Source organism: Paenisporosarcina sp. P5_A11 (genome assembly GCF_056400705.1).
Map to the genome: position 1 here is coordinate 1 of NZ_JBFUKT010000048.1, position 21,443 is coordinate 21,443.

General features: G+C 37.3%; 24 protein-coding genes and 2 pseudogenes. 24 read left to right on the forward strand and 2 right to left on the reverse strand.

The features are described from left to right. From AC1DOS_RS09200 to AC1DOS_RS09280, 17 genes and pseudogenes are all read left to right on the forward strand, one after another. Positions 1-110 (forward strand): annotated as a pseudogene (locus tag AC1DOS_RS09200) (methionine ABC transporter substrate-binding protein); the annotation flags it as partial. Positions 111-190: 80 nt separating this feature from the next. After that, positions 191-358: pseudogene (locus tag AC1DOS_RS09205) on the forward strand (cation:dicarboxylate symporter family transporter); the annotation flags it as partial. Positions 359-483: 125 nt separating this feature from the next. Beyond that, positions 484-1,014: a hypothetical protein gene (locus AC1DOS_RS09210; RefSeq protein WP_477537265.1), complete on the forward strand. Its 531-nt coding sequence runs from the start codon at positions 484-486 to the stop codon at positions 1,012-1,014. Positions 1,015-1,173: 159 nt separating this feature from the next. After that, on the forward strand, positions 1,174-1,332 hold the full coding sequence (locus AC1DOS_RS09215; RefSeq protein ID WP_477537266.1) for a YuzK family famiily protein: 159 nt from the start codon (positions 1,174-1,176) through the stop codon (positions 1,330-1,332). Between the two features lie 282 nt (positions 1,333-1,614). Then, positions 1,615-2,394, forward strand: a complete 780-nt coding sequence (gene sufC, locus AC1DOS_RS09220) for a Fe-S cluster assembly ATPase SufC (protein WP_108585116.1) — start codon at positions 1,615-1,617, stop codon at positions 2,392-2,394. Positions 2,395-2,411: 17 nt separating this feature from the next. Beyond that, positions 2,412-3,716, forward strand: a complete 1,305-nt coding sequence (gene sufD / locus AC1DOS_RS09225) for a Fe-S cluster assembly protein SufD (protein ID WP_108585115.1) — start codon at positions 2,412-2,414, stop codon at positions 3,714-3,716. Beyond that, on the forward strand, positions 3,716-4,945 hold the full coding sequence (locus AC1DOS_RS09230; RefSeq protein ID WP_108585114.1) for a cysteine desulfurase: 1,230 nt from the start codon (positions 3,716-3,718) through the stop codon (positions 4,943-4,945). Before sufD ends, AC1DOS_RS09230 begins: the two co-directional genes overlap by 1 nt. Beyond that, positions 4,935-5,372 carry a Fe-S cluster assembly sulfur transfer protein SufU gene (gene sufU / locus AC1DOS_RS09235; protein WP_477537267.1) on the forward strand — a complete coding sequence of 146 codons (438 nt, stop codon included), beginning with the start codon at positions 4,935-4,937 and terminating at the stop codon, positions 5,370-5,372. The genes AC1DOS_RS09230 and sufU overlap by 11 nt, the downstream gene beginning before the upstream one ends. Positions 5,373-5,390: 18 nt before the next feature. Then, positions 5,391-6,788, forward strand: coding sequence for a Fe-S cluster assembly protein SufB (gene sufB / locus AC1DOS_RS09240; protein WP_477537268.1), 1,398 nt, complete (start codon positions 5,391-5,393; stop codon positions 6,786-6,788). A 1,517-nt stretch (positions 6,789-8,305) separates the two neighbouring features. Continuing rightward, complete coding sequence (locus tag AC1DOS_RS09245) at positions 8,306-9,166, forward strand: DUF72 domain-containing protein (protein ID WP_477537269.1); 861 nt, start codon at positions 8,306-8,308, stop codon at positions 9,164-9,166. After that, entirely contained in the window at positions 9,166-9,990 is an 825-nt protein-coding gene (locus AC1DOS_RS09250; protein WP_477537270.1) for a sulfite exporter TauE/SafE family protein, read from the forward strand. The genes AC1DOS_RS09245 and AC1DOS_RS09250 overlap by 1 nt, the downstream gene beginning before the upstream one ends. 12 nt (positions 9,991-10,002) lie before the next feature. Then, entirely contained in the window at positions 10,003-11,367 is a 1,365-nt protein-coding gene (locus AC1DOS_RS09255) for a bifunctional metallophosphatase/5'-nucleotidase (protein WP_108585109.1), read from the forward strand. A 46-nt stretch (positions 11,368-11,413) separates the two neighbouring features. Next, positions 11,414-12,190 carry a sporulation protein YunB gene (yunB, locus tag AC1DOS_RS09260; protein ID WP_108585108.1) on the forward strand — a complete coding sequence of 259 codons (777 nt, stop codon included), beginning with the start codon at positions 11,414-11,416 and terminating at the stop codon, positions 12,188-12,190. A gap of 245 nt (positions 12,191-12,435) precedes the next feature. Next, positions 12,436-13,359: a lipoyl synthase gene (gene lipA / locus AC1DOS_RS09265; RefSeq protein ID WP_108585107.1), complete on the forward strand. Its 924-nt coding sequence runs from the start codon at positions 12,436-12,438 to the stop codon at positions 13,357-13,359. A 17-nt stretch (positions 13,360-13,376) separates the two neighbouring features. Further along, positions 13,377-13,730, forward strand: coding sequence for a YutD family protein (locus tag AC1DOS_RS09270; RefSeq protein WP_108585106.1), 354 nt, complete (start codon positions 13,377-13,379; stop codon positions 13,728-13,730). Between the two features lie 103 nt (positions 13,731-13,833). After that, on the forward strand, positions 13,834-14,286 hold the full coding sequence (locus AC1DOS_RS09275; protein ID WP_477537271.1) for a DUF86 domain-containing protein: 453 nt from the start codon (positions 13,834-13,836) through the stop codon (positions 14,284-14,286). Next, positions 14,283-15,044 (forward strand): TIGR01457 family HAD-type hydrolase, encoded by a 762-nt coding sequence (locus tag AC1DOS_RS09280; protein WP_477537272.1) that lies wholly within the window; start codon positions 14,283-14,285, stop codon positions 15,042-15,044. Before AC1DOS_RS09275 ends, AC1DOS_RS09280 begins: the two co-directional genes overlap by 4 nt. A 32-nt stretch (positions 15,045-15,076) precedes the next feature. Here the strand turns inward: AC1DOS_RS09280 and AC1DOS_RS09285 are convergent, their stop codons facing one another. After that, positions 15,077-15,313 carry a YuzB family protein gene (locus AC1DOS_RS09285; protein ID WP_477537273.1) on the reverse strand — a complete coding sequence of 79 codons (237 nt, stop codon included), beginning with the start codon at positions 15,311-15,313 and terminating at the stop codon, positions 15,077-15,079. Positions 15,314-15,454: 141 nt separating this feature from the next. Between AC1DOS_RS09285 and AC1DOS_RS09290 the strand changes: the two genes are divergently transcribed. Then, entirely contained in the window at positions 15,455-16,522 is a 1,068-nt protein-coding gene (locus AC1DOS_RS09290; RefSeq protein WP_108585102.1) for an NAD(P)/FAD-dependent oxidoreductase, read from the forward strand. A 245-nt stretch (positions 16,523-16,767) separates the two neighbouring features. On the opposite strand, the gene AC1DOS_RS09295 is transcribed toward AC1DOS_RS09290, so the two are convergent. Then, on the reverse strand, positions 16,768-17,100 hold the full coding sequence (locus AC1DOS_RS09295) for a YuzD family protein (RefSeq protein ID WP_108585101.1): 333 nt from the start codon (positions 17,098-17,100) through the stop codon (positions 16,768-16,770). Between the two features lie 84 nt (positions 17,101-17,184). On the opposite strand from AC1DOS_RS09295, the gene AC1DOS_RS09300 reads away from it, so the two are divergent. The 6 genes from AC1DOS_RS09300 (at position 17,185) to AC1DOS_RS09325 (ending at position 20,873) form a co-directional block, all read left to right on the forward strand. After that, positions 17,185-17,418: a NifU family protein gene (locus AC1DOS_RS09300; protein ID WP_090567122.1), complete on the forward strand. Its 234-nt coding sequence runs from the start codon at positions 17,185-17,187 to the stop codon at positions 17,416-17,418. 198 nt (positions 17,419-17,616) lie between these two features. Beyond that, entirely contained in the window at positions 17,617-17,979 is a 363-nt protein-coding gene (locus AC1DOS_RS09305) for a HesB/IscA family protein (protein WP_108585100.1), read from the forward strand. A gap of 214 nt (positions 17,980-18,193) precedes the next feature. After that, positions 18,194-19,408 carry an NAD(P)/FAD-dependent oxidoreductase gene (locus AC1DOS_RS09310; protein WP_477537274.1) on the forward strand — a complete coding sequence of 405 codons (1,215 nt, stop codon included), beginning with the start codon at positions 18,194-18,196 and terminating at the stop codon, positions 19,406-19,408. Between the two features lie 131 nt (positions 19,409-19,539). Next, on the forward strand, positions 19,540-20,031 hold the full coding sequence (locus AC1DOS_RS09315) for an NUDIX domain-containing protein (protein WP_477537275.1): 492 nt from the start codon (positions 19,540-19,542) through the stop codon (positions 20,029-20,031). Between the two features lie 142 nt (positions 20,032-20,173). Next, on the forward strand, positions 20,174-20,311 hold the full coding sequence (locus tag AC1DOS_RS09320) for a YuiA family protein (protein WP_158268252.1): 138 nt from the start codon (positions 20,174-20,176) through the stop codon (positions 20,309-20,311). Between the two features lie 232 nt (positions 20,312-20,543). Then, positions 20,544-20,873, forward strand: a complete 330-nt coding sequence (locus AC1DOS_RS09325; protein ID WP_477537276.1) for a YuiB family protein — start codon at positions 20,544-20,546, stop codon at positions 20,871-20,873. Positions 20,874-21,443: the final 570 nt, after the last annotated feature.

A 21,443-nucleotide genomic window follows, 5' to 3' on the forward strand; every position in this document is an offset into this window, starting at 1 on the left:
GTAATGAAGACAGTAAAGAAATTAAAGCTTTAGTAGAAGTATTGAAATCTAAAGAAATTCAAGATTTCATTTTAGAAGAATGGGGCGGCTCAGTCGTTCCAGTAAAATAATATAAATTAAAAGACGTCGGGTTCCGACGTCTTTTAATTTTGCGGAAAAAATAGACCCGCTTTATCATGAATTGCGGCGCTTGGTAGCCATCGGTTTACTTAGCTCGATGCTCGGGTTTAATGAAACGATGATTGCATTATTGATTGCTCTTTACTTATCACAAGATAGCTTTGGCACGGCAACTAATGTAACAGGTGATGGCGCATTAGCATTAATTGTGAACCGTTTTTCACCTGATAAATCTTAAAAAATCTAATGAAATAAAAAGTTAATATTCAATCATTTCTGACTATTTGGTAATTTATTTACAGGTGAATTTCGCTATGGTAATATAACAAAGTAAATATTCCCAAAATTGAAGGAGATTGAATGATGAAAAAACTATTATTGCTTATTGCTTCACTTTCTTTAGTTCTTGCAGCTTGCTCTGGAGACAAAGAAGAGAAGAAGGATACAACTACTGAAGGAACAAAAACATCAGAAGAAAAAGTGAATCCTGCTGGAGATATGATGAAGTTTTACTTATCAATTTCTCAATCTATTAATGCTGTAGATGCAGATTTAAACGCTTTTGAAACTGCAAAAGCTGAAGAAGCACTTCCTAAAGGTGCTGAACTTAAAACGATGCAAGATGCTGCGAAAGTAGCTGCAGATAATGCTGCTGTTAAAGTAGAAGAATTAGAAGTTCCTGCTGAATTAAAAGATCATCAAGAAACAATTGACTCAGCATTAAACAAAATGCAAGAAGCTTATACAATGAAATCAGACGCATTAGCTGCTGAAGGTGAAGTTGTATTAGATGAGGCAAATGCAAAATTTGAAGAGGCTGACGCTGAATTAAATAAGGTACTTGAAGAAGTAGGCTTAGCAGGATCAAGCATTTTCAACGAAGTATCACTATAAGAAAAATTCGTCCGTTCAATCGGACGAATTTTTTTTGTTTAACTTTATGTCAGTTGGGTAAATATACAAATGTGAAGGATAACAACTCGGAATATTGGGTTGAAAACTTGAAAGGAATGATTCACTATCCAATCACTAGATTTCACCTACACAGAACGTATGGACCAAGCATTTAGAGGCGCACATGGAGTTGGGTTGTCCGATTATCAACAAAATTCAAAACTTCGATTAAAAGTCGAAATGGAACGTGAGCGCGATCATGAACTTGGCCAACAAATGGCTGCTCGATTAGAGCGTCAAGCCCATCGCGAAGTATAATGAATATTGGTAAAGTCAATGAGTTAGGTCTCATTGGCTTTTTTTTTATTTGGATGAAATCGATTCTCAATTAGAAACACTTTATTGAAAATGAAGTTGAGCAGTTAAAGGCTATGACATAATCATGCTAATAATAGCGAATTCAGATGTATTAAACGATTTTAATATATTAAAAGGGTCGTCTAAAAGATTTGCATGGGTTCGATAATTACGATAAGATTAGAATGATAATAAATTAAGAATGGAATTTACCATTCATTCATACATTATGGAGGTAGTAAAATGTCGACTTTAGTTATTCAAGATCTTCACGTTGCCATTGATGGTAAGGAGATTCTTAAAGGGTTAAACCTTACACTTAATACAAACGAAATTCATGCGATAATGGGACCAAATGGTACTGGTAAATCAACTTTAGCATCGGCTATCATGGGTCACCCGAAATATGAAGTAACTTCTGGTTCTGTCACTTTAGACGGTGAAGATGTACTTGAAATGGAAGTAGATGAGCGCGCACAAGCAGGTCTTTTCTTAGCTATGCAATATCCTAGTGAAATTACAGGAGTTACAAATGCTGATTTCTTACGTTCAGCAATGAACTCTCGTCGAGAAGAAGGCGATGAAATTTCAATCATGAAATTTATTCGTGAGCTTGATTCGAAAATGGAATATCTTGAGATGGACCAAGATATGGCTCAACGTTATTTAAATGAAGGATTCTCAGGCGGGGAAAAGAAACGTAACGAAATTCTTCAATTAATGATGATTCAACCTAAGTTCGCTATTCTTGACGAGATTGATTCAGGTCTTGATATTGATGCTCTTAAAGTGGTTTCAAAAGGAATTAATCAAATGCGTGGAGAAGGTTTTGGTTGCTTAATCATTACCCATTACCAACGCTTACTTAACTATATAACACCTGACAAAGTCCATGTGATGATGCAAGGTCGCGTAGTAAAATCTGGCGGTCCTGAACTAGCTCATAAATTAGAAGCTGAAGGTTACGACTGGATTAAAGAAGAATTAGGAATTGAAGACGAGACTGTAGGTCAAGAAGCGTAAGGAAGGGAGACATACAAATGACGGTTGAAACAAAATTGGCATTAACCGAACAAGATGTACGCTCCTATTCAACTGCGAAACAAGAACCTTCTTGGTTTGCTGAATATCGTGTACAAGCCTTGCAAGCGGCAGAACACCTGCCAATGCCTACGCCAGATAAAACAAAAATTATTAATTGGAACTTCACTAATTTTCCAGTACATACAGTAGAAAGCAAACCTTTTGCTTCTCTTACTGAATTACCGGAAGAAGTGAAATCCATTGTAACTGATGAGCAAAAAAGTGTGTACATTCAACGCAATAATACACCTGCTTACTTACAAGTTTCAGATGAATTAACTGCACAAGGTGTTATTTTTACAGATATTTCAACAGCTATCCGTGAACATGGCGAGCTTGTTAAAAAATATTTCATGACGAATGGCGTTAAAACTGACGAGCATAAACTTGCTAGTTTACATGCGGCCTTAGTAAATGGTGGGGTATTTGTATACGTGCCTAAAAATGTTGAATTAGTAGAACCTATCCAAGTAGTTTTCTTACATGACGATGCTCAAGCTTCTTTGTTTAACCATACAATTGTTGTGGCAGATACAAATAGCTCAGTAACATATGTTGAAAACTATCTTTCAACTGTTCCTGAAGGTTCAGGAATTGTAAACATTATTTCTGAAGTGTTTGCTGAAGACAATGCACACATCACTTATGGTGCTGTTGATGTCCTAGCATCAGGAATTACAACTTACGTAAACCGACGAGGTATCGTAAATCGTAACGCCCGCATTGATTGGGCTCTTGGTTTAATGAATGATGGGTATACCATTTCTGAGAACGTTACACACTTAGTGGGTGATGGCTCGTATGGAGATACTAAAATGGTGACTGTAGGACGAGGGAAACAAAAACAAAACTTTACAACTAAAATAATCCACTGGGGTAAACACTCAGAAGGACATATCTTGAAGCATGGTGTAATGAAAGATGAAGCCTCTTCTATTTTCAACGGAATTGGAAAAATCGAACATGGTGCTACAAAATCAAATGCGGTGCAAGAGTCACGCGTATTAATGTTAAATGAAAAAGCTCGTGGAGACGCAAACCCAATTCTTTTAATTGATGAAGATGATGTAACTGCAGGACATGCTGCCTCAGTAGGCCGCGTGGATCCTCTTCAACTTTATTATTTAATGAGTCGTGGTATTTCTAAACAAAATGCAGAACGATTAGTAATTCATGGTTTCCTTGCGCCAGTTGTTAATGTATTGCCAATTGAAGGCGTTAAAAAGCAACTGACGGAGGTAATTGAAAGGAAAGTGCGCTAATGATCAGTAAAGACATTCGAAGCTATTTCCCTATATTAAACCAAGAAGTGAACGGATTTCCGCTTGTCTATCTTGATAGTGCAGCGACTTCTCAAAAACCCGTTCAGGTCATTGAAGCTTTAAAGAAATACTATGAGTTTGATAATTCCAACGTTCATCGTGGAGTTCATACACTTGGTAATCGTGCGACTGAAAGTTATGAAGGTGCCCGTGAAAAGGTACGTAACTTTATTTCTGCTAAATCCACGCAAGAAATAATTTTCATGCGTGGAACAACGACTGCTATTAATACAGTTGCACAAAGTTATGGCGTTGCGAATGTACAAGAAGGTGATGAAATTGTCATCACCTATATGGAACATCATTCAAATATTATTCCTTGGCAACAACTGGCTAAAGAAAAAGGCGCAATCTTAAAATACGTTGACTTAGAAGAAGACGGAACATTGTCTATAGAAAAAGTCCGTGCAACAATTACTGAACGAACGAAAATCGTGTCGATCATGTATGTATCAAACGTCCTTGGAACGATGAATCCAATAAAAGAAATCACACAAATTGCCCATGAAAATGGCGCCATTATGGTGGTAGATGGTGCACAAGCTGCCCCTCATTTACGTGTAGATGTACAAGATTTAGATTGTGATTTCTTCGCTTTCTCTGGACATAAAATGTGCGGTCCTACTGGAATCGGCGTATTATATGGTAAAAAAGAATTGCTTGAGCAAATGGAACCTGTTGAATTTGGCGGTGAGATGATTGACTTTGTTGGATTGTATGAATCAACATGGAAAGAACTCCCTTGGAAGTTTGAAGGAGGAACGCCAATTATTGCAGGTGCTGTCGGTTTAGCTGCGGCAATCGATTTCTTAGAGGAAATTGGGCTTGATGAGATCGAGAAGCATGAACATAAACTCGCAGCATATGCTATGGATCGTATGTCTACAATAAATGGATTAACTATTTACGGGCCTCAAGATCCTGGTAAAAGAGCAGGAATTGTTACGTTTAATCTAGATGATGTACATCCTCACGATGTTGCAACAGTCTTAGATATGAACGGGATTGCTGTTCGTGCTGGACACCACTGTGCGCAACCATTAATGAAATGGTTGCAAGTAACAGCAACTGCTCGTGCAAGCTTCTATTTATACAACTCGGAAGAAGATATTGACCGATTAGTAGCAGGACTTAGCACAGCAAAGGAGTATTTTAACGATGTCTTTTAATAATTTAGATCAACTATATAGAACAGTGATTATGGATCATTACAAAAAGCCTCGTAACAAGGGTATGCTCGAAGATAGCGTTACAATTGAAATGAATAATCCTACTTGTGGCGATCGTATTCATTTGACTTTACAAGTTACGGACGGGATTGTTGAAAATGCTAAATTTGATGGTGATGGTTGCTCTATTTCAATGGCTTCTGCATCGATGATGACAGTAGCTGTTAAAGGGAAACCAATCGATGAAGCGTTGAAACTTTCGACGATTTTCTCAGATATGATGCTTGGAAAAGAACATGATGACTCTATTGACCTTGGTGATATCGAAGCTTTATCTGGTGTAGCTAAGTTTCCTGCACGTATTAAGTGTGCAACACTAGCTTGGAAAGCCATGGAAAAAGGTGTAGTAAACGAATCACATTCGTAACAGAACGGAGGAAAGATGATGGCTAAAAAAATGCCTGAAATGGGCGATTACAAATATGGTTTCCATGATAAAGACGTATCTATTTTCCGTTCAAAACGTGGATTAACACGTGAAATCGTAGAAACCATCTCAAATATGAAAGAAGAACCTCAATGGATGTTAGACTACCGTCTAAAATCTTTGGAGATCTTTTACTCAAAACCAATGCCACAATGGGGCGGCGACATGGCTTCCCTAAACTTTGATGAAATTACGTACTATGTAAAACCATCTGAAGCTACAGAAACATCTTGGGATGAAGTACCTGAGGAAATCAAACGAACGTTTGACAAACTTGGTATTCCAGAAGCAGAGCAAAAGTATTTATCAGGTGTATCTGCTCAATATGAATCTGAAGTCGTTTATCACAGCATGAAACAAGAACTTACAGACTTAGGAATAATATTCAAAGATACTGGTGCAGCTCTCCGTGAAAATGAAGAACTTTTCAAAAAACACTGGGCTACAGTTATTCCAAACTCTGATAACAAGTTCTCAGCATTAAATTCAGCAGTATGGTCAGGCGGATCATTCATCTATGTACCACCAGGTGTTAAAGTAGAAACTCCCCTGCAAGCATATTTCCGTATCAACTCTGAAAACATGGGTCAATTCGAACGTACGTTAATCATCGTCGATGAAGGCGCAAGTGTTCACTATGTTGAAGGATGTACAGCACCGGTTTATACAACTAACTCACTTCACAGTGCAGTTGTTGAAATCATTATTAAAAAAGATGCATATTGCCGCTATACAACGATTCAGAACTGGGCAAACAACGTCTATAACTTAGTAACAAAACGTGCAGTATGTGATGAAAACGCGACAATGGAATGGATTGATGGTAACATCGGTTCTAAATTAACAATGAAATACCCAGCGGTCATCTTAAAAGGTGAAGGTTCACGTGGTATGACATTGTCAATTGCTATTGCTGGTAAAGGTCAGCATCAAGATGCTGGCGCGAAAATGATTCACTTGGCACCAAATACTTCATCTACTATTGTTTCGAAGTCAATTTCCAAGCAAGGTGGGAAAGTGACGTATCGTGGGATTGTTCGTTTTGGTCCTAAAGCATCAGGAGCACGTTCAAACATCGAATGTGACACGTTGATTATGGATAACCTATCTACTTCAGATACAATTCCATATAACGAAATCTTGAATGATAATGTATCTTTAGAACATGAAGCAAAAGTTTCAAAAGTGTCTGAAGAGCAATTGTTCTACCTAATGAGCCGAGGCATTTCACAACAAGAAGCAACAGAAATGATCGTCATGGGCTTCATTGAACCATTCACTAAAGAATTACCAATGGAATATGCAGTTGAGATGAACCGTTTGATTAAGTTCGAAATGGAAGGTTCAATCGGTTAATTCATATCTAAAATAAACCTCGCCCTTTGGCGAGGTTTATTTTTTTTGCAAGAAAAGGTTGTCAATATCTCAATACGGAAATTTAGTCTAGTTAGTTAAACCACACAAACGTGAGGTTACTCTAGAACATTTTTCAGCAAGTGTGTGTCCAAAGCGAGTTAGTAGACTTTATGCAAATGTTTCTGTTCAGGAATGACATAATTTCACTTTAATCATTTCAATATTGCTAGTGCAAGCTTGATTCATGTCTAGTAAACTTGGTTAATGAGCCGATTATTGAGTGTCAAATTTCGATTGGGAAAAATTTATCGTTCAAACACTTCTCATTCCCAAGTGAAAAATTGAAACAGTTAAGTTACTAAGGATTCCCACAGAAATGAGAATGGAGCCTAGCGTATTGGCTCTTATCTAAGTGCTTCGCTGCGATGCTTAATCTTAAGAACAAACGTTTTTGTTCTTAAGATTAAGCAAGGTGCAGCATTTAAAGCTTCTCAAGCGGAAACCATGAAAACTTTATCACTCAGGTCTCCAGTGAGCTTTGGAAAGCAGCAGGCTGCATCTTTACCTAATGAATAATGTAAGAGGCGGATGTGACGATGTCACATCCGCCTCTTACTATTACAGGTAATCTTGCGGCTCAGTTGCTTTCGTCGCTCCCTTACAACCTTTATGCAAATTGTTTTTTGATTCAGGTTTACTAAACAATCGTCACTATCTTTAACTAACCAAGTAGCCGAAGATACTATTTCGGCTACTACTGCACTTCTTTATTTTATAGAGTTCTTTCATTAACGATCCAGCTAGAGGAAAAAGTGCTGATGATAGCCACAATTTGAGGGGCAATTGTGGCTACGTCTGCCACCGTTTATTAGTTCTTTAAAGTAGTTTCATTTATCATCTTTGAAATAATTAATCTTGAAAATAAAATAAGCAGAAGGAGGCCGAAATTGTATCTTCGGCCGAATATCTACTTAAAGGTAGTACCAATTGTTTAGTAAACCAAACGATCTTAACTGTGAGCGTCCAGGTTGCAAGGACGCGAAGGACGCAAATTTGCCGCAGGATGATCTGAGAAAAGATTGCTGGGCGAAGTGACGAAGTCACAAGCCCAGCCTCTTTGTTCTTTAGGTCATGGTGCAGCGGTAAAGCGTCTGTAGCGACCTGGAAACCTATCTGCATCAGAGAATGCCGCAGGATGATCTATGAAAAGTGAGATTGGTGAAGTGACGAAGTCACAAGCCAACTCTTTGTTCTATAGACCAAGGTGAAGCAGATAAAGCGTCAGGAGCAGACTGTAAACCTGTAAGTATCTGTGAATATTATTAGTTTGTATTTCTTAACCTTTAAACTACTCGTCCTTTTACGAACACCGCGAGAGACTTGGTAGGTGGTGATTGCCGTATGACTCCCATCCGGGTTGTAAGGGAGCAGGGGACGCATACCAAGTCTTCAAGGCGAAGCGTGAAGCCCAATTTCTAATATGGTATGATAATGAAACAAATAGAGGGGGATGAAGGATGATTCATGTCGGTCTTACGGGATGGGGGGACCATCCAGATATCTATAGCACAGAATCGAAAAGTAGCGAAAAATTAGTAGATTACAGTGCGCATTTTCCAGTAGTTGAACTAGACGCAGCATTTTATGCAATACAGCCAGAACGAAATATGCTTAAGTGGATTAGAGAAACACCAGACACTTTCCGCTTTGTCGTGAAAGCGTATCAAGGAATAACTGGACATCTCCGTGGTGAATCCCCTTTTAAATCAACTGAAGAAATGTTTACATTATATAAAGAGTCACTAGCACCTCTAGTCGAAGCAAATAAGTTAAGCATGGTGCTCGTTCAATTTCCTCCGTGGTTTGATTGTCAAAAAAAACATGTTGATTACATAAATGAAGTACGTGAACAGCTGCAAGACTTACCACTTGCTATCGAGTTCCGCCATCAATCTTGGTACTATCCAGAGTTTAAACAAAAAACACTTGACTATTTAACAAACAATCAGTGGATTCATTCTGTATGCGATGAACCGCAATCTGGAGAAGGTAGCATACCGCTCGTGGCTATTTCAACTAATAAAGACCATGTTTTACTAAGACTTCATGGGCGTAATGTTCATGGGTGGCGAAATCCGGGGAATGATCAAAAATGGCGAGAAGTTCGTTATTTATATGATTACAATATGAAGGAGTTAAGACAAATTGCGGACATTGTAAAATCTTTAGAAAAACAATCAAAACAAGTTACCGTGTTATTTAACAACAACTCTGGAGGACATGCAGCGAATAACGCCAAACAATTTATGCGGTTATTTTCTATACAATATGAAGGGCTTGCACCGAAGCAATTAGATATGTTTGAAGGAGAATGGTAATGGAATATTTATTATTGGCACTTGTTGGGCTGCTTTCTGGCATAGTTGGTGCATTAGTTGGCCTCGGAGGTGGCATTATTTTAGTGCCAGCAACTCTTTTTTTAGGAGGATCAATGGGGTTAATTCCAGGAATCACTCCACAAAATGTGGTAGGTCTCTCAGTCATCATGATGATTTTTACAGGCTTAGCATCGACTTTAACGTACATGAAAGCAAAAACGATTGATTATCGTAGTGGTCTCATTTTCTTTGTAGGGAGCATACCAGGTACTATTCTGGGAGCATGGGTGAATAAAGGATTAGATTTGCCATCATTTAATCTTTATTTTGGTATTTTATTAATTATCATATCAACACTATTATTGGTTCGAAATTATTTAAAGCCAGTTGAATGGTTTGTGAAAAATGGAACAAAAAAAACATTCACAGATGCACAAGGGCAACACTATGTTTATGGTTTTCCCGTATGGTTTGCATTATTCTTAACATTTGGTGTTGGATTTGCATCTGGATTGTTTGGAATTGGCGGAGGGTCCATTATTGTCCCAGCAATGATTTTATTGTTCTTATTCCCACCACACGTCGCCGTGGGTACATCAATGTTTATGGTGTTTTTATCAGCATTAGTCAATTCAGCTAGCCATATAACTTTAGGAAATGTTCCTTGGATGTATACAATTCCAGTCATTCCTGCTGCTTTTATCGGAGCGAAAATTGGGGCAACCATTAATCAACGAATAAAATCGGAAACATTAGTATTTGCTTTGCGTATAATCTTACTATTACTCGGTGTTCGTTCGATTTTAGCGGGACTGATGGGTTAAGGAGTTGGCCAAATGATTGAAACAATTCATTTTTATCATACCAATGATTTACATAGCCATTTTCAGCATTGGCCACGAATTCATGAACTCGTGACAACACGTAAAAAATGGCATGTTGAAGAAGGCGAGTCTAGTTTCACTTTAGATATTGGCGACCATATAGATCGTTCGCATATCTTCACTGAAGGAACTTTAGGTAAAGGGAATATCGACTTGTTAAATAAAGCTAAGTATGATGTTGTTACGATTGGAAATAACGAAGGAATCACTCTTTCACATAAAGAGCTGGCAGAACTTTACCTTCAAGCACAATTTGAAGTGGTCGTGGGGAATCTAATTGAGCCGAATGAGGACATTCCTAGTTGGTTATTGCCGACTACTATTTTGACAACGATTCATGGTACAAGAATAGGTGTAACAGCTCTTACTGCTGAATTCACATTGTTTTATAAACAATTGGGATGGCAAGTGACACCAGCATTCAAAGCTTTAGAAAAACAGATTGTGGATTTAAAAAAGCAGACAGATATAATCATATGTATGTCTCATTTAGGAATTCATCTAGACGAGGATATGGCAGAGCAATTTCCGGATATTGATATCATCTTTGGGGCACATACACATCATATTTTACATGAAGGAAAAGAGGTCAATAATTCTCTTTTAGCAGCTGCAGGTAAATATGGCTATTATGTTGGACATGTGACCATTGAATTCGATTTACATGATAAAAAGATTGTGAAGAAACAGGCACTCCTTTATGATACGAATGAATTAAAAAAAGGTCCTCAGGAAGAAGAATTTTTGAATGGACTAGTTACAATAGGTACTGATCAATTAAAGAAAACTGCTTTTCACCAACCCCAGCTACTTCCAAAAGAGTGGTTTAATGAATCTGCTTTATCAACATTTTTTGGGGAAGCTTTAACAACCTTTTGCCAAGCTGATTGTGCGTTATTTAATGCTGGATTGTTTTTATCAGATTTACCTGCAGGGTCCGTTACTCATTTTGATGTTCACAAAATGCTGCCGCACCCAATTAATCCGTGTGTAATTGAACTAACTGGACAAGAGTTAACAGATATTTATTTATTGTCTTTAAATGAAAGTTGGCCAAATTTAGAGCTAAAAGGATTAGGCTTTCGAGGTGCTGTGATGGGAAAAATGATTACCCATCAATTTACAGTTGTAGATCAGTCATTATTTATTCAGAATAAGATTATAGATCCGAAACAAACAGTTCGATTAGCGACACTTGATATGTTCACTTTTGGTTATTTTTATCCAACATTTAAAGACTTACGAAAAACTTATTATATGTCGGAATTCGTTCGAAATGTTCTCATCGAATATGGTCAAAAACACCAATTGTATTAGTCATAAATGAATCCTCCTTGTCGTAATATGACATAGGAGGATTTTTGTGCGACTACGTAAAGTAAATAAAAAGACCATTTATTGGAAAGGCAAAAACATCATACCCCTTTTATTTGTTGTTGTTGTTATTTCAGTTGGCTTAATGTTTTATCTCGTAAATGTCCGTTTAACTCCAATTTATTTACAATACGCAGAGGTTCAGTCAAATAAAATAGCCTCGCTCGTAGTTAGTAAAGCCATTAACTCTCGGACGGCAGATGTCATGGACGTAAATGATATCATTGAGGAAATACCAACTGAACAAGATAATAGGGTGACGACCAAGTTTAATACCGAAATTATTACCCGAGTTCAATCTGAAACGGTAACGCTAGTGCAAACACATTTGGAGCAAGCCGAAGAAGGTAATCTAGACAATTTACCTTACTTAGATGATATCGAATATGATCCAACTGCTATGGAAGATAACGGAGGTATAGTATTTTTTGTACCTCTTGGTCAAGCAACGAATATCCCGCTTCTTGGAAATTTAGGTCCAAAGATTCCAATTCGCTTCCATGTTATTGGAAATGTAAAGTCGGACATAATATATGACTTCCGTGAATTTGGCATTAATAACGCAATGGTAGAAGTTAGTATTGTGTTAAAAGTTAATGTACAAGTAATCGTACCACTCGCTACAAAAATTACGACAATTGAACAGAAAATTCCTGTCGCTTTAGGTGTAATCTCTGGTCCAGTACCTCAAATTTATACAAAAGGTGGAGGTGGAGCTCAACCTTCAATAGAAGTTCCGCTTCAACCTCAAACTCCACCTGAATAAGCTCTTGCAGAAAGGTGATTTTGGTATTGTTATAATTTTGGACGTTTAGTAGGCAGTATTATATGTGCGATTATCAAAACTGTAGAGCAAAGCTAAAACTGAAATCAGATAAAAAGCGTCTCTTCGTAGAGGCGCKTTTCTTTGTTTATCATGTCTGAGGAGGTTGTGAGACGTGGTCGAATATGGTACATTGTCAACAGTGAGTAGATACCATACATAGTCTGAAAAGGATGAGGTGGACGTACATGACAACGAAACAAACACATATTCGCAAGCCTGCTTGGTTAAAGATTAAGTTAAATACGAACGACAATTACAAAGGTCTAAAAAAAATAATGCGTGAAAATAATCTGAATACGGTTTGTGAAGAAGCAAAATGCCCAAATATTCATGAATGTTGGGGAACTCGACGTACAGCAACATTTATGATTCTTGGTGCAATTTGTACTAGAGCATGTCGTTTTTGTGCAGTTAAAACAGGATTACCGAATGAACTTGATTTAGGAGAACCTGAACGAGTTGCTGACTCTGTCGTATTAATGAATCTAAAACACGTTGTAGTAACAGCTGTTGCACGTGACGATTTAAAAGATGGTGGTGCAGCAGTATTTGCTGAAACTGTTCGTGCAATTCGTCGTAAAAACCCCTTCACAACCATCGAAGTGCTTCCTTCTGATATGGGTGGAATCGAAGAAAATATTCAAATGTTAATGGATGCAAAACCAGACATTTTAAATCACAATATTGAAACCGTTCGTCGTTTAACACCAAGAGTACGAGCACGTGCCAAGTACGATCGGTCTCTTGAACTTTTACGTCGTTCTAAAGAAATGCAACCTGACATTCCTACAAAATCTTCCTTAATGGTCGGACTCGGTGAAACAAAAGAAGAAATTATAGAAGTTATGGATGATTTACGTGCAAACAATGTGGATATAATGACAATTGGTCAATACTTGCAACCTTCGAAAAAGCATATAACGGTCCAAAAGTATTATTCGCCACTCGAGTTTGGGGAACTGCGTAAAATTGCCATGTCAAAAGGATTTAACCATTGTGAAGCAGGTCCATTAGTACGTAGTAGTTACCATGCGGACGAGCAAGTAAATGCTGCTGCAAAAGAAAAACAGCGCCTTGGGGACGAGCAATTAGCTCTTACAACAAGTTGATGGAGAGTGAATAATTAATGATTACAATCGATCGCTGGGATTATGAGATACTTACTGATCACCGGGAAGCGTTACAAGAAGAAGTGGTTCAAGAACGTTATAGTGAAATCTTGAATAAGTACGATTATATTCTAGGTGACTGGGGTTATGGACAACTTCGTTTAAAAGGTTTTTTTGATGATAAAAATCAAAAAGCAACATACGATACAAAGGTAAGTACATTACAAGATTATCTATATGAATACTGTAATTTTGGTTGTGCCTATTTTATTCTTAAAAAAATTGGTCCAGCAAAACCTGTTGAAATACCGATTGAAACTGTAGAAATTCAAGAACAAGACAACCTCGATTTAGATGTTCAATCATCTTAATCGAGGTTTTTGCTTTGTTCAGAAATCATTCAATTTCAATCAATTATGTTAGTATAGAAGAATAATGAAAAGTAATATAAAACCCATAAAGCGAGGGATACGTATGTATTTTGTAGATCGTAACAAAATAAGTTTAGCATTAACTTATATGAAATCCATTGTGCTATTAATTGAAAAATCACCAAATTTAACTTCAAGTGAACTAGACAAACTTGCACTTGAACGCATAGCACAAAATATTATTGAATCCATCATTGATGTTGGAAATTCAATGATAGATGGCTTTATTATGCGCGATCCAGGTAGCTATGATGATATTATTGATATTTTAACTGATGAAAAAGTTATAACTGCTGACATGGATGCACCATTAAAAGAGGTAATCGCTCTACGAAAAATGCTTGTTAGAGATTTCCTGAGTGTAGATCATCAACAAATCGCATCTGTTCTACAAAAGCATTTAGAGGTATTAAAAATATTCCCTGGACATATTGAAATCTACTTAACACATGAACTAGGACCAGTATCCGCATTTTCACCTTTGGAGCAAAGATGAAAACATACAAAGCGTATTGTATAGATTTAGATGGCACAGTATATCGGGGAAAAGAACCTATCTTAGAAACTGTTCAATTTGTGCACCATTTGCAACAACAGGGTATTGAGCCCTTTTTTGTGACGAACAATGCTTCTCAGACTCCTGATCAAGTGCAGTCAAAACTAAACGCTTTAGGAATAAATGCAAAGCGAAGTCACATCATGACATCAGCGATGGCAGCTGCTAAATACATTGGAATGAATTATCCAAATGTTTCAGTTTCAATGATAGGGGAAARGGGACTTCGTGAAGCTCTTCAAGAAAACGGTGTAAAAATTGTTGAATCTTCACAAGATGTATTTGTAATGGGGATTGATCGAAATATTAACTTCGAAAAACTTGCACAAGCGTGTTTGGATATTCGGAAAGGCGCAGTTTTTATTTCGACGAATAGTGATAGAGCATTTCCAAATGAAAGAGGATTCATGCCTGGCAATGGAGCATTCACAGCTTTAGTACAAACCTCTACTGGCGTTGATCCTATATTTATTGGAAAACCACAAGGATTGATGTTTGAGATTATTCAACATGAACATCAGTTTGCAAAAGAAGACATGGTGATGATTGGGGACAATTACGATACCGATATTTTAGCGGGGATTGGTTTTGGAATTGATACCATTCATGTAAACACAGGCGTAACATCGACAGAAGAAGTCTTAACAAAATCATCTCTACCCACTATGACACTTGAGAATTTACTCGAATGTATATAAAAAAGGAGTTGCACGAAAGCAACTCCTTACTTTTAAAAAAGTGGATTTTCATCTATATACTCATAAATCTTCTTCGTCAGTTCGTCTGGAGAATCTGCTTGTACAACATCACCATTTACAACTGCAAAAAAAGATTCTGCACATTTGGTACAATAACTCAAACAACCATACTCCAGAACGTCTAAGTTAGGATCGCGTTCTAGTACTTCAAATGTTTTTTGTGATCCATTTGCCAAATTACTGACACAAAATTCTACCATAGGATTCACGTTCTTCACCTCGCTACATCGATATGCTACTCTTTTTTTTAATATTCGTCAATGCGTGTGACTTATTGTGAAACATCTCACAATGATTTATACTAACTACGTAGAGAAAGACTGTATATAAAATGCTCAAGGGAGATTTTTATGAAAAATTTAGTATTGCTAGGTGGCGGATACGGTAACATGCGAGTGTTGCTTCGTTTATTGCCAAATAATTTACCAGAAGATATACAAATTACTTTAGTCGATCGCACACCATTTCATAGTTTGAAAACAGAGTTTTATGCATTAGCAGCCGGTACGGTGCCTGATCAAGAAGTTCGTGTTTCGTATCCAGAACATGAACAATTAAAAATGGTTTTTGGAGAAGTTATTGAAATTAACCGCGAAGAGAAAGTGGTAGTGCTTTCCGATGAAACTACAATCCCCTATGATGATGTTGTAATCGGATTAGGTTGTGAAGATAAGTACCACGATGTTCCCGGTGCCTCTGAATTCACGTATAGCATACAGACAATTGGGCGTTCTCGTGAAACCTTTAATAAATTGTGTGGATTGCCATCAGGTTCAGTTGTAGGAATAGTTGGAGCGGGGTTAAGTGGAATTGAACTTGCGAGTGAATTACGCGAATCACGTCCTGATTTAGGTATCAAATTGTTTGACCGCAGTCCTCGTATATTACGTGATTTTCCTGAACGCTTAAGTAATTTCGTGAAGAAGTGGTTTGATAAACACAACGTAGAAGTTGTAAGCAATTCAAATATTACAAAAGTAGAACCGAAAATATTACACAACCATGAAGAGACAATTGCTGTAGATGCAGTAGTATGGACAGCTGGCATTCAACCAGTCGCACCTGTTCGAAATATTGGTTCTGAGACAGATTCAATAGGTCGTGTCGTATTATCTCAATACCATAACTTACCCGAAGATGAACATGTCTATGTTGTGGGTGATTGTGCAGCATTACCTTATTCACCAAGTGCACAAGTAGCTGAAGAACAAGCAGAACAAATTGTTCAAGTGCTACAAGCACGTTGGAGAGGCAAAGAACTTCCTGAACAAATGCCGGAAATCAAGCTAAAAGGATTCTTAGGTTCTTTAGGGAAAAAGCAAGGATTTGCATACTTAGCAGACCGCACAGTTACAGGTCGTATCGCTAGGTTAATGAAGTCTGGTGTATTGTGGATGTACAAGTGGCATAACGGTTGATGAATAGAAGAAGACCTAGAAGCGAACCATAACTTCTAGGTCTTCTTTTTCTGCATGTAAAAGTTTTTCGAGCGACACCTTCGAAGTTGGAGATTTAGGATATCCGACCATTCACTTGGGGTTTTCGATCATTCAACCTGGGTTTCCGACCACTCGCTTGGACAAAGACATCATTCCTCCTGTGAAAAACCAGTCTCTGTTTTAGGTGGCTTGTAGCTCATTTCTAAAGTCGAGCTTCGCTTTTCTTATGAAGGGCTACTCGTAAAACCATTTTTCTCAAGTTCTGCAAAAACTGGGTTAAGTTGAATGTTTCCTTCTCCAACCACTTCTCCTTCGATTAGGACGAGTGGATAAAAGAATTCGTCATCTAATACTCGATTGGCAATGTCTTGTTGGCGTTCATTATCAATTGGCTTCTGAATATCAATATAAGTTATTTTATACAATTGATTTGGGTATTTGCGATCAATAGCTGCTTGCAACCATTCATAGGTATCCTTAGAGGTAGGTGCATTAACACAACTAGCGCACGCAATTTCAGCCCCGAAAATTTCAATTGAAAGTGTCTTTTTTTCCATGGTTATTTTTCTCCTTTAGTATTAACTGATGGATTTTTTTCTCTCTTCACATTATAATAATTATAAGGAAAGGAGTCGAAACAAATGACTGATACAATGAACGAGCAAGTACAAGAAGTACTAGATAAATTACGCCCATTCTTACTAAGAGACGGTGGAGACTGTGAGCTTGTTGATATTGAAGATGGAATCGTCAAACTTCGTCTTCTTGGCGCATGCGGAAGTTGCCCAAGTTCTACTATTACACTAAAAGCAGGTATTGAACGTGCACTCTTGGAAGAAGTCCCTGGTGTCGTAGAAGTAGAACAAGTATTTTAATTTGAAAACTTTAGCGTAGCTGGAGTTGTTATTTCTAATTTTTGAAAACGGAGCCTATATAGGGCTCCTTTTCTTTTAGATGTATTACTTTTAATTATAACGAATAAAATATAGAAAAGAATGACGATTTAAAGGTGTTGTTCTTGTATGTAACATCTTTTAATTGTTATCATAGAAGAAAGAAGGAAGGTGTAACGGATGACGCAAATTGTCGAATTATCAGAAGCTGCAGCTTACCAAGTAAAAGAAATGATGATCCATAACGATGAACAAGGTGCATTTTTAAGAGTAGCTGTTCACGGTGGAGGATGTAGTGGTTTATCGTATGGTATGGGATTTGAACGTGAGAAAAATGAGTCCGATACAATTTTAGAACAACATGGATTAACAATTCTAGTTTCAAATGAAGATAAAGCTATTATCAACGGTACTGTTATCGACTATAAACAATCCTTGATGGGTGGCGGTTTTACAATTGAGAACCCCAATGCTATAGCATCTTGTGGCTGTGGATCTTCATTTACAACGGCAACCAAAAAAGGTACTCCAGAAAATTGTTAAGGCCGATTCATATTCGGTCTTTTTTTCTGTAAATTCAAACCTTTTGCACTTGACAAGTATGTATTGAAATCAACAATTAAAAGGTCTATTATAGAGTATAGTACGTTTGTCGAAATATAGACAAATTCGCTTTAGTTTTTGTGAAGTAGAGATACTTCTTTTTTCTTTGACTAAAGAAAAGCATATAAATCAAACAAAGGTGGTTTCGATCTTCGTGAAAAGACCGACAATATTAGTATTAGGCGCCGGATATGGCGGTTTAGCAACAGTAGTCAATTTACAAAAAAACATCGGAATAGACGTTGCAGACATTACTTTAATTAACCAAAATGATTATCACTATGAATCAACTTGGTTACATGAAGCTTCAGCGGGTACACTACGTCCAGATCAAGTACGCTATGATATCGCAGATGTAATTAAAGCTGATAAAGTAAAATTTGTGAAAGCATCTGTTGAAGGCATCGACATCGCTGGTAAACAAGTTACAACTAATAACGGTGTATTTTCTTATGATTACTTAGTTATCGGTCTTGGATTCGAAGGCGAAACTTTTGGTATTCCTGGTCTAGACAAATACGCTTTATCAATTGCAAATGTGAAAGCAGCTCGTCAAATCCGTGAACATATCGAATATCAATTCGCTACATGGTCACTGGAAGAAGTGAAAGACGATAGCCGTTTAACAATCGTTGTTGGTGGTGCTGGTTTCACAGGTATTGAATTCTTAGGTGAATTAGGTAACCGAGTTCCTGAACTTTGCAAAGAATTTGATGTACCTCAAGAAAAAGTACGTGTACTATGTGTTGAAGCTGCTCCAATGGTATTGCCAGGATTCGATCCAGAATTGGTTGAGTACGCAGTGGGTCATCTACAAGCAAAAGGAATTGAATTCTCAATTGGAACACCAGTTGTTGAAGCAACTCCTGAAGGCGTGAAAATTAAAAAAGGTGAAGACGAGTTTGAATTTGTGAAAGCTGGTACAGTCGTTTGGGCTGCAGGCGTTCGCGGAAACCGTTTAATCGAACAAACAGGCATTGAAAACATGCGTGCTCGTGTTAAAGTTGAAAAAGATATGCGTGCTCCAGGTCACAATGATGTATTTATCGTTGGTGACTGTGCATTGATGATTAATGAAGAAGTAAATCGTCCTTACCCACCAACTGCACAAATTGCTATGCAACAAGGTGTAACAGTAGCGAAAAACTTAATTTCTTTAATCAAAGGTGAAGAAACTGAAGAATTCGTACCTGATTTAAAAGGTAGTGTTTGTTCACTCGGTGAACATGATGCAATCGGTGTAGTTTTCGGTAAAAAAATTACAGGATCAAAAGCATCATTTATGAAAAAAGTAATTGATAACCGTTCTCTTTTCATGATTGGCGGTCCTTCACTAGTTGTGAAAAAAGGTAAATTCAACGTTCTTTAATAGAAAATTTTATTCTCCCATCTGGATTCTTCAGATGGGAGTTTTTTGGTTCTACTATGAAAACCTATATTAATTGACCATACTTAATCTTAAGTTAAATAGTGCTTTAGGAAAAAAGGATGATAAGCTAAATGGCAAAAGAAAAGAGAAGTAACGTGTGGTTAGGCGTAGCTGGTCTAGTAATTAATCATCTTGGTGAGTGGCTAGTCGTAAAAAAACGCTATGGGGGACTTGATGGGAAATGGTCATTTCCAGCTGGTTTTGTTGAGCCAGGAGAAACGGTAGATCAAGCAGTCGTCCGTGAAGTACAGGAAGAAACAGGAATCGAAACACTCGTTCAAGGTCTAATTGGTTTTCGAACAGGTGTGATAAAGGCTGAGGTTAGTGACAATATGGTGATTTTTATTTGTCGCATGACTCATCAGGAGCAATTGCTTGTCCCACAATTAAAAGAAGTATATGAAGTATGTTGGATGGATCCTGTCGCTTTAAGTCAAGATCCGAACATTTCTGTCATGATTCTTGAAATGGCCCAAAAAACATTAGGCTCAGGTCTCCAAGTAATTGAAGGTATCAATCCAGGGGATATCTTTGGCTATACAAGCTTTAAATTGTTTTTCTGAAAGATAGCGAATTCAAGAGAAAGATCAAGATAATTCGAGTAAAAGCCTAATGTATTCGTTTACATTAAGGTTTTTATTAGTTTACAGAAAATTTTGCRTATGTTATATTATCTGAATATTAAGAATAAAAAGGAGCGATCACATGACAACTAATAATAAAGATGTAAAAACGAATGAATGTCCATATTGTAAAGGAAATGGATATTTCCAATTGCGTCTAGGTGGATCAGAAACATGCACTTGTTGTTCAGGTTCAGGAAGAAAGAAAAGTGTAGTATGAGAAATCTTCTCTTCGGGTAAGTAGCCGAGGAGGCTTTTTTTTTAAGTATTATGATTGATGAATGAACCATATAGGTTGAGATAGAAAAATGAAAGTCCCTGAATATAGTTTAGCTAGAGAATGGTTTAATCAATTCGTAATTGTTACATATAATTGAACAACGCACATCTACATTGAAAGGAAGTTACCAATCATGTAAACTGTTGAAAGGAAGCATGGAGGGAAGAATTCAATGGACGGGAATTTTACACTTGTAACAGTGATGTTATCAGTATTAATATTTTTAGTAATGTTTTTTGGGATCGGCTTTTTGCTGAACATGCTACTTCGCATGACTTGGTTAATGGCTATTGTCTATCCTATAGTGGTAATTTTAATTATTGACGAAGTAGATTTCTTTGATTATTTCACATCGCCAGTGATGGCATTTCAGTCACTTGGAGCAAAATTAATGGCACTTCATTTTGCAGATATTTTAGTATTATCAAGTGGTTTAGTTGGTGCAATCATTGCGGGGATAGTTATTAAAATGTTGCGTAAAAATGGCTATCAAATGTTTTAATATAAGGCTCTGTAAAACTAAATTTTTTTTTACTGCACATTTGCGCTTGCCGCAAATGTGCTCTTTTTTTTTATAAAATATCAACAGCATTATTAATAATCTTTTTTATTGGCTCTGTTAAATTATGTTGTCGTCTATCGTACATTTGCGCTAGCCGCACGTTCCACATGAGCCAACAAGTACGAAAACCACATACTTGTGGGTCTCATCCTTCACGCTCTTGCGGCATGCTAGGCGCAAATGTCCTCTTTCGTTTGTTCTTAATATAAACAGCATTCTTAAACTTACCCAAAATGAAAAAAGCAGGAAGAGGCCGAAATAGCATCTTCGGCAGAACATCTACTTAAAGAAACCTTCTATTCTGTAGTAAACCAAACGCTCCTAACTATTAATGTCCAGGTTGTAAGGGAGCGAAGGATGCACATACGCAGCAAGATGATCTAAAAAAAGAGAGGTGGGCGAGTGACGCAGTCACAAGCCCCTCCTCTTTGTTCTCTAGATTATTGTGCAGCAGGTAAAGCGTCAGAAGCGAACTGGAAACCTGTCATCCTCTGTGGATGGAATCAAGGT

Excerpts from the sequence above, each read along its gene's own strand:
- AC1DOS_RS09210 (WP_477537265.1), top strand. The coding sequence starts at position 484 with ATGAAAAAACTATTATTGCTTATTGCTTCACTTTCTTTAGTTCTTGCA.
- AC1DOS_RS09215 (WP_477537266.1), top strand. The coding sequence starts at position 1,174 with ATGGACCAAGCATTTAGAGGCGCACATGGAGTTGGGTTGTCCGATTAT.
- sufC (WP_108585116.1), top strand. The coding sequence starts at position 1,615 with ATGTCGACTTTAGTTATTCAAGATCTTCACGTTGCCATTGATGGTAAG.
- sufD (WP_108585115.1), top strand. The coding sequence starts at position 2,412 with ATGACGGTTGAAACAAAATTGGCATTAACCGAACAAGATGTACGCTCC.
- AC1DOS_RS09230 (WP_108585114.1), top strand. The coding sequence starts at position 3,716 with ATGATCAGTAAAGACATTCGAAGCTATTTCCCTATATTAAACCAAGAA.
- sufU (WP_477537267.1), top strand. The coding sequence starts at position 4,935 with ATGTCTTTTAATAATTTAGATCAACTATATAGAACAGTGATTATGGAT.
- sufB (WP_477537268.1), top strand. The coding sequence starts at position 5,391 with ATGGCTAAAAAAATGCCTGAAATGGGCGATTACAAATATGGTTTCCAT.
- AC1DOS_RS09245 (WP_477537269.1), top strand. The coding sequence starts at position 8,306 with ATGATTCATGTCGGTCTTACGGGATGGGGGGACCATCCAGATATCTAT.
- AC1DOS_RS09250 (WP_477537270.1), top strand. The coding sequence starts at position 9,166 with ATGGAATATTTATTATTGGCACTTGTTGGGCTGCTTTCTGGCATAGTT.
- AC1DOS_RS09255 (WP_108585109.1), top strand. The coding sequence starts at position 10,003 with ATGATTGAAACAATTCATTTTTATCATACCAATGATTTACATAGCCAT.
- lipA (WP_108585107.1), top strand. The coding sequence starts at position 12,436 with ATGACAACGAAACAAACACATATTCGCAAGCCTGCTTGGTTAAAGATT.
- AC1DOS_RS09270 (WP_108585106.1), top strand. The coding sequence starts at position 13,377 with ATGATTACAATCGATCGCTGGGATTATGAGATACTTACTGATCACCGG.
- AC1DOS_RS09275 (WP_477537271.1), top strand. The coding sequence starts at position 13,834 with ATGTATTTTGTAGATCGTAACAAAATAAGTTTAGCATTAACTTATATG.
- AC1DOS_RS09290 (WP_108585102.1), top strand. The coding sequence starts at position 15,455 with ATGAAAAATTTAGTATTGCTAGGTGGCGGATACGGTAACATGCGAGTG.
- AC1DOS_RS09295 (WP_108585101.1), bottom strand. The coding sequence starts at position 17,100 with ATGGAAAAAAAGACACTTTCAATTGAAATTTTCGGGGCTGAAATTGCG.
- AC1DOS_RS09300 (WP_090567122.1), top strand. The coding sequence starts at position 17,185 with ATGACTGATACAATGAACGAGCAAGTACAAGAAGTACTAGATAAATTA.
- AC1DOS_RS09305 (WP_108585100.1), top strand. The coding sequence starts at position 17,617 with ATGACGCAAATTGTCGAATTATCAGAAGCTGCAGCTTACCAAGTAAAA.
- AC1DOS_RS09315 (WP_477537275.1), top strand. The coding sequence starts at position 19,540 with ATGGCAAAAGAAAAGAGAAGTAACGTGTGGTTAGGCGTAGCTGGTCTA.
- AC1DOS_RS09320 (WP_158268252.1), top strand. The coding sequence starts at position 20,174 with ATGACAACTAATAATAAAGATGTAAAAACGAATGAATGTCCATATTGT.
- AC1DOS_RS09325 (WP_477537276.1), top strand. The coding sequence starts at position 20,544 with ATGGACGGGAATTTTACACTTGTAACAGTGATGTTATCAGTATTAATA.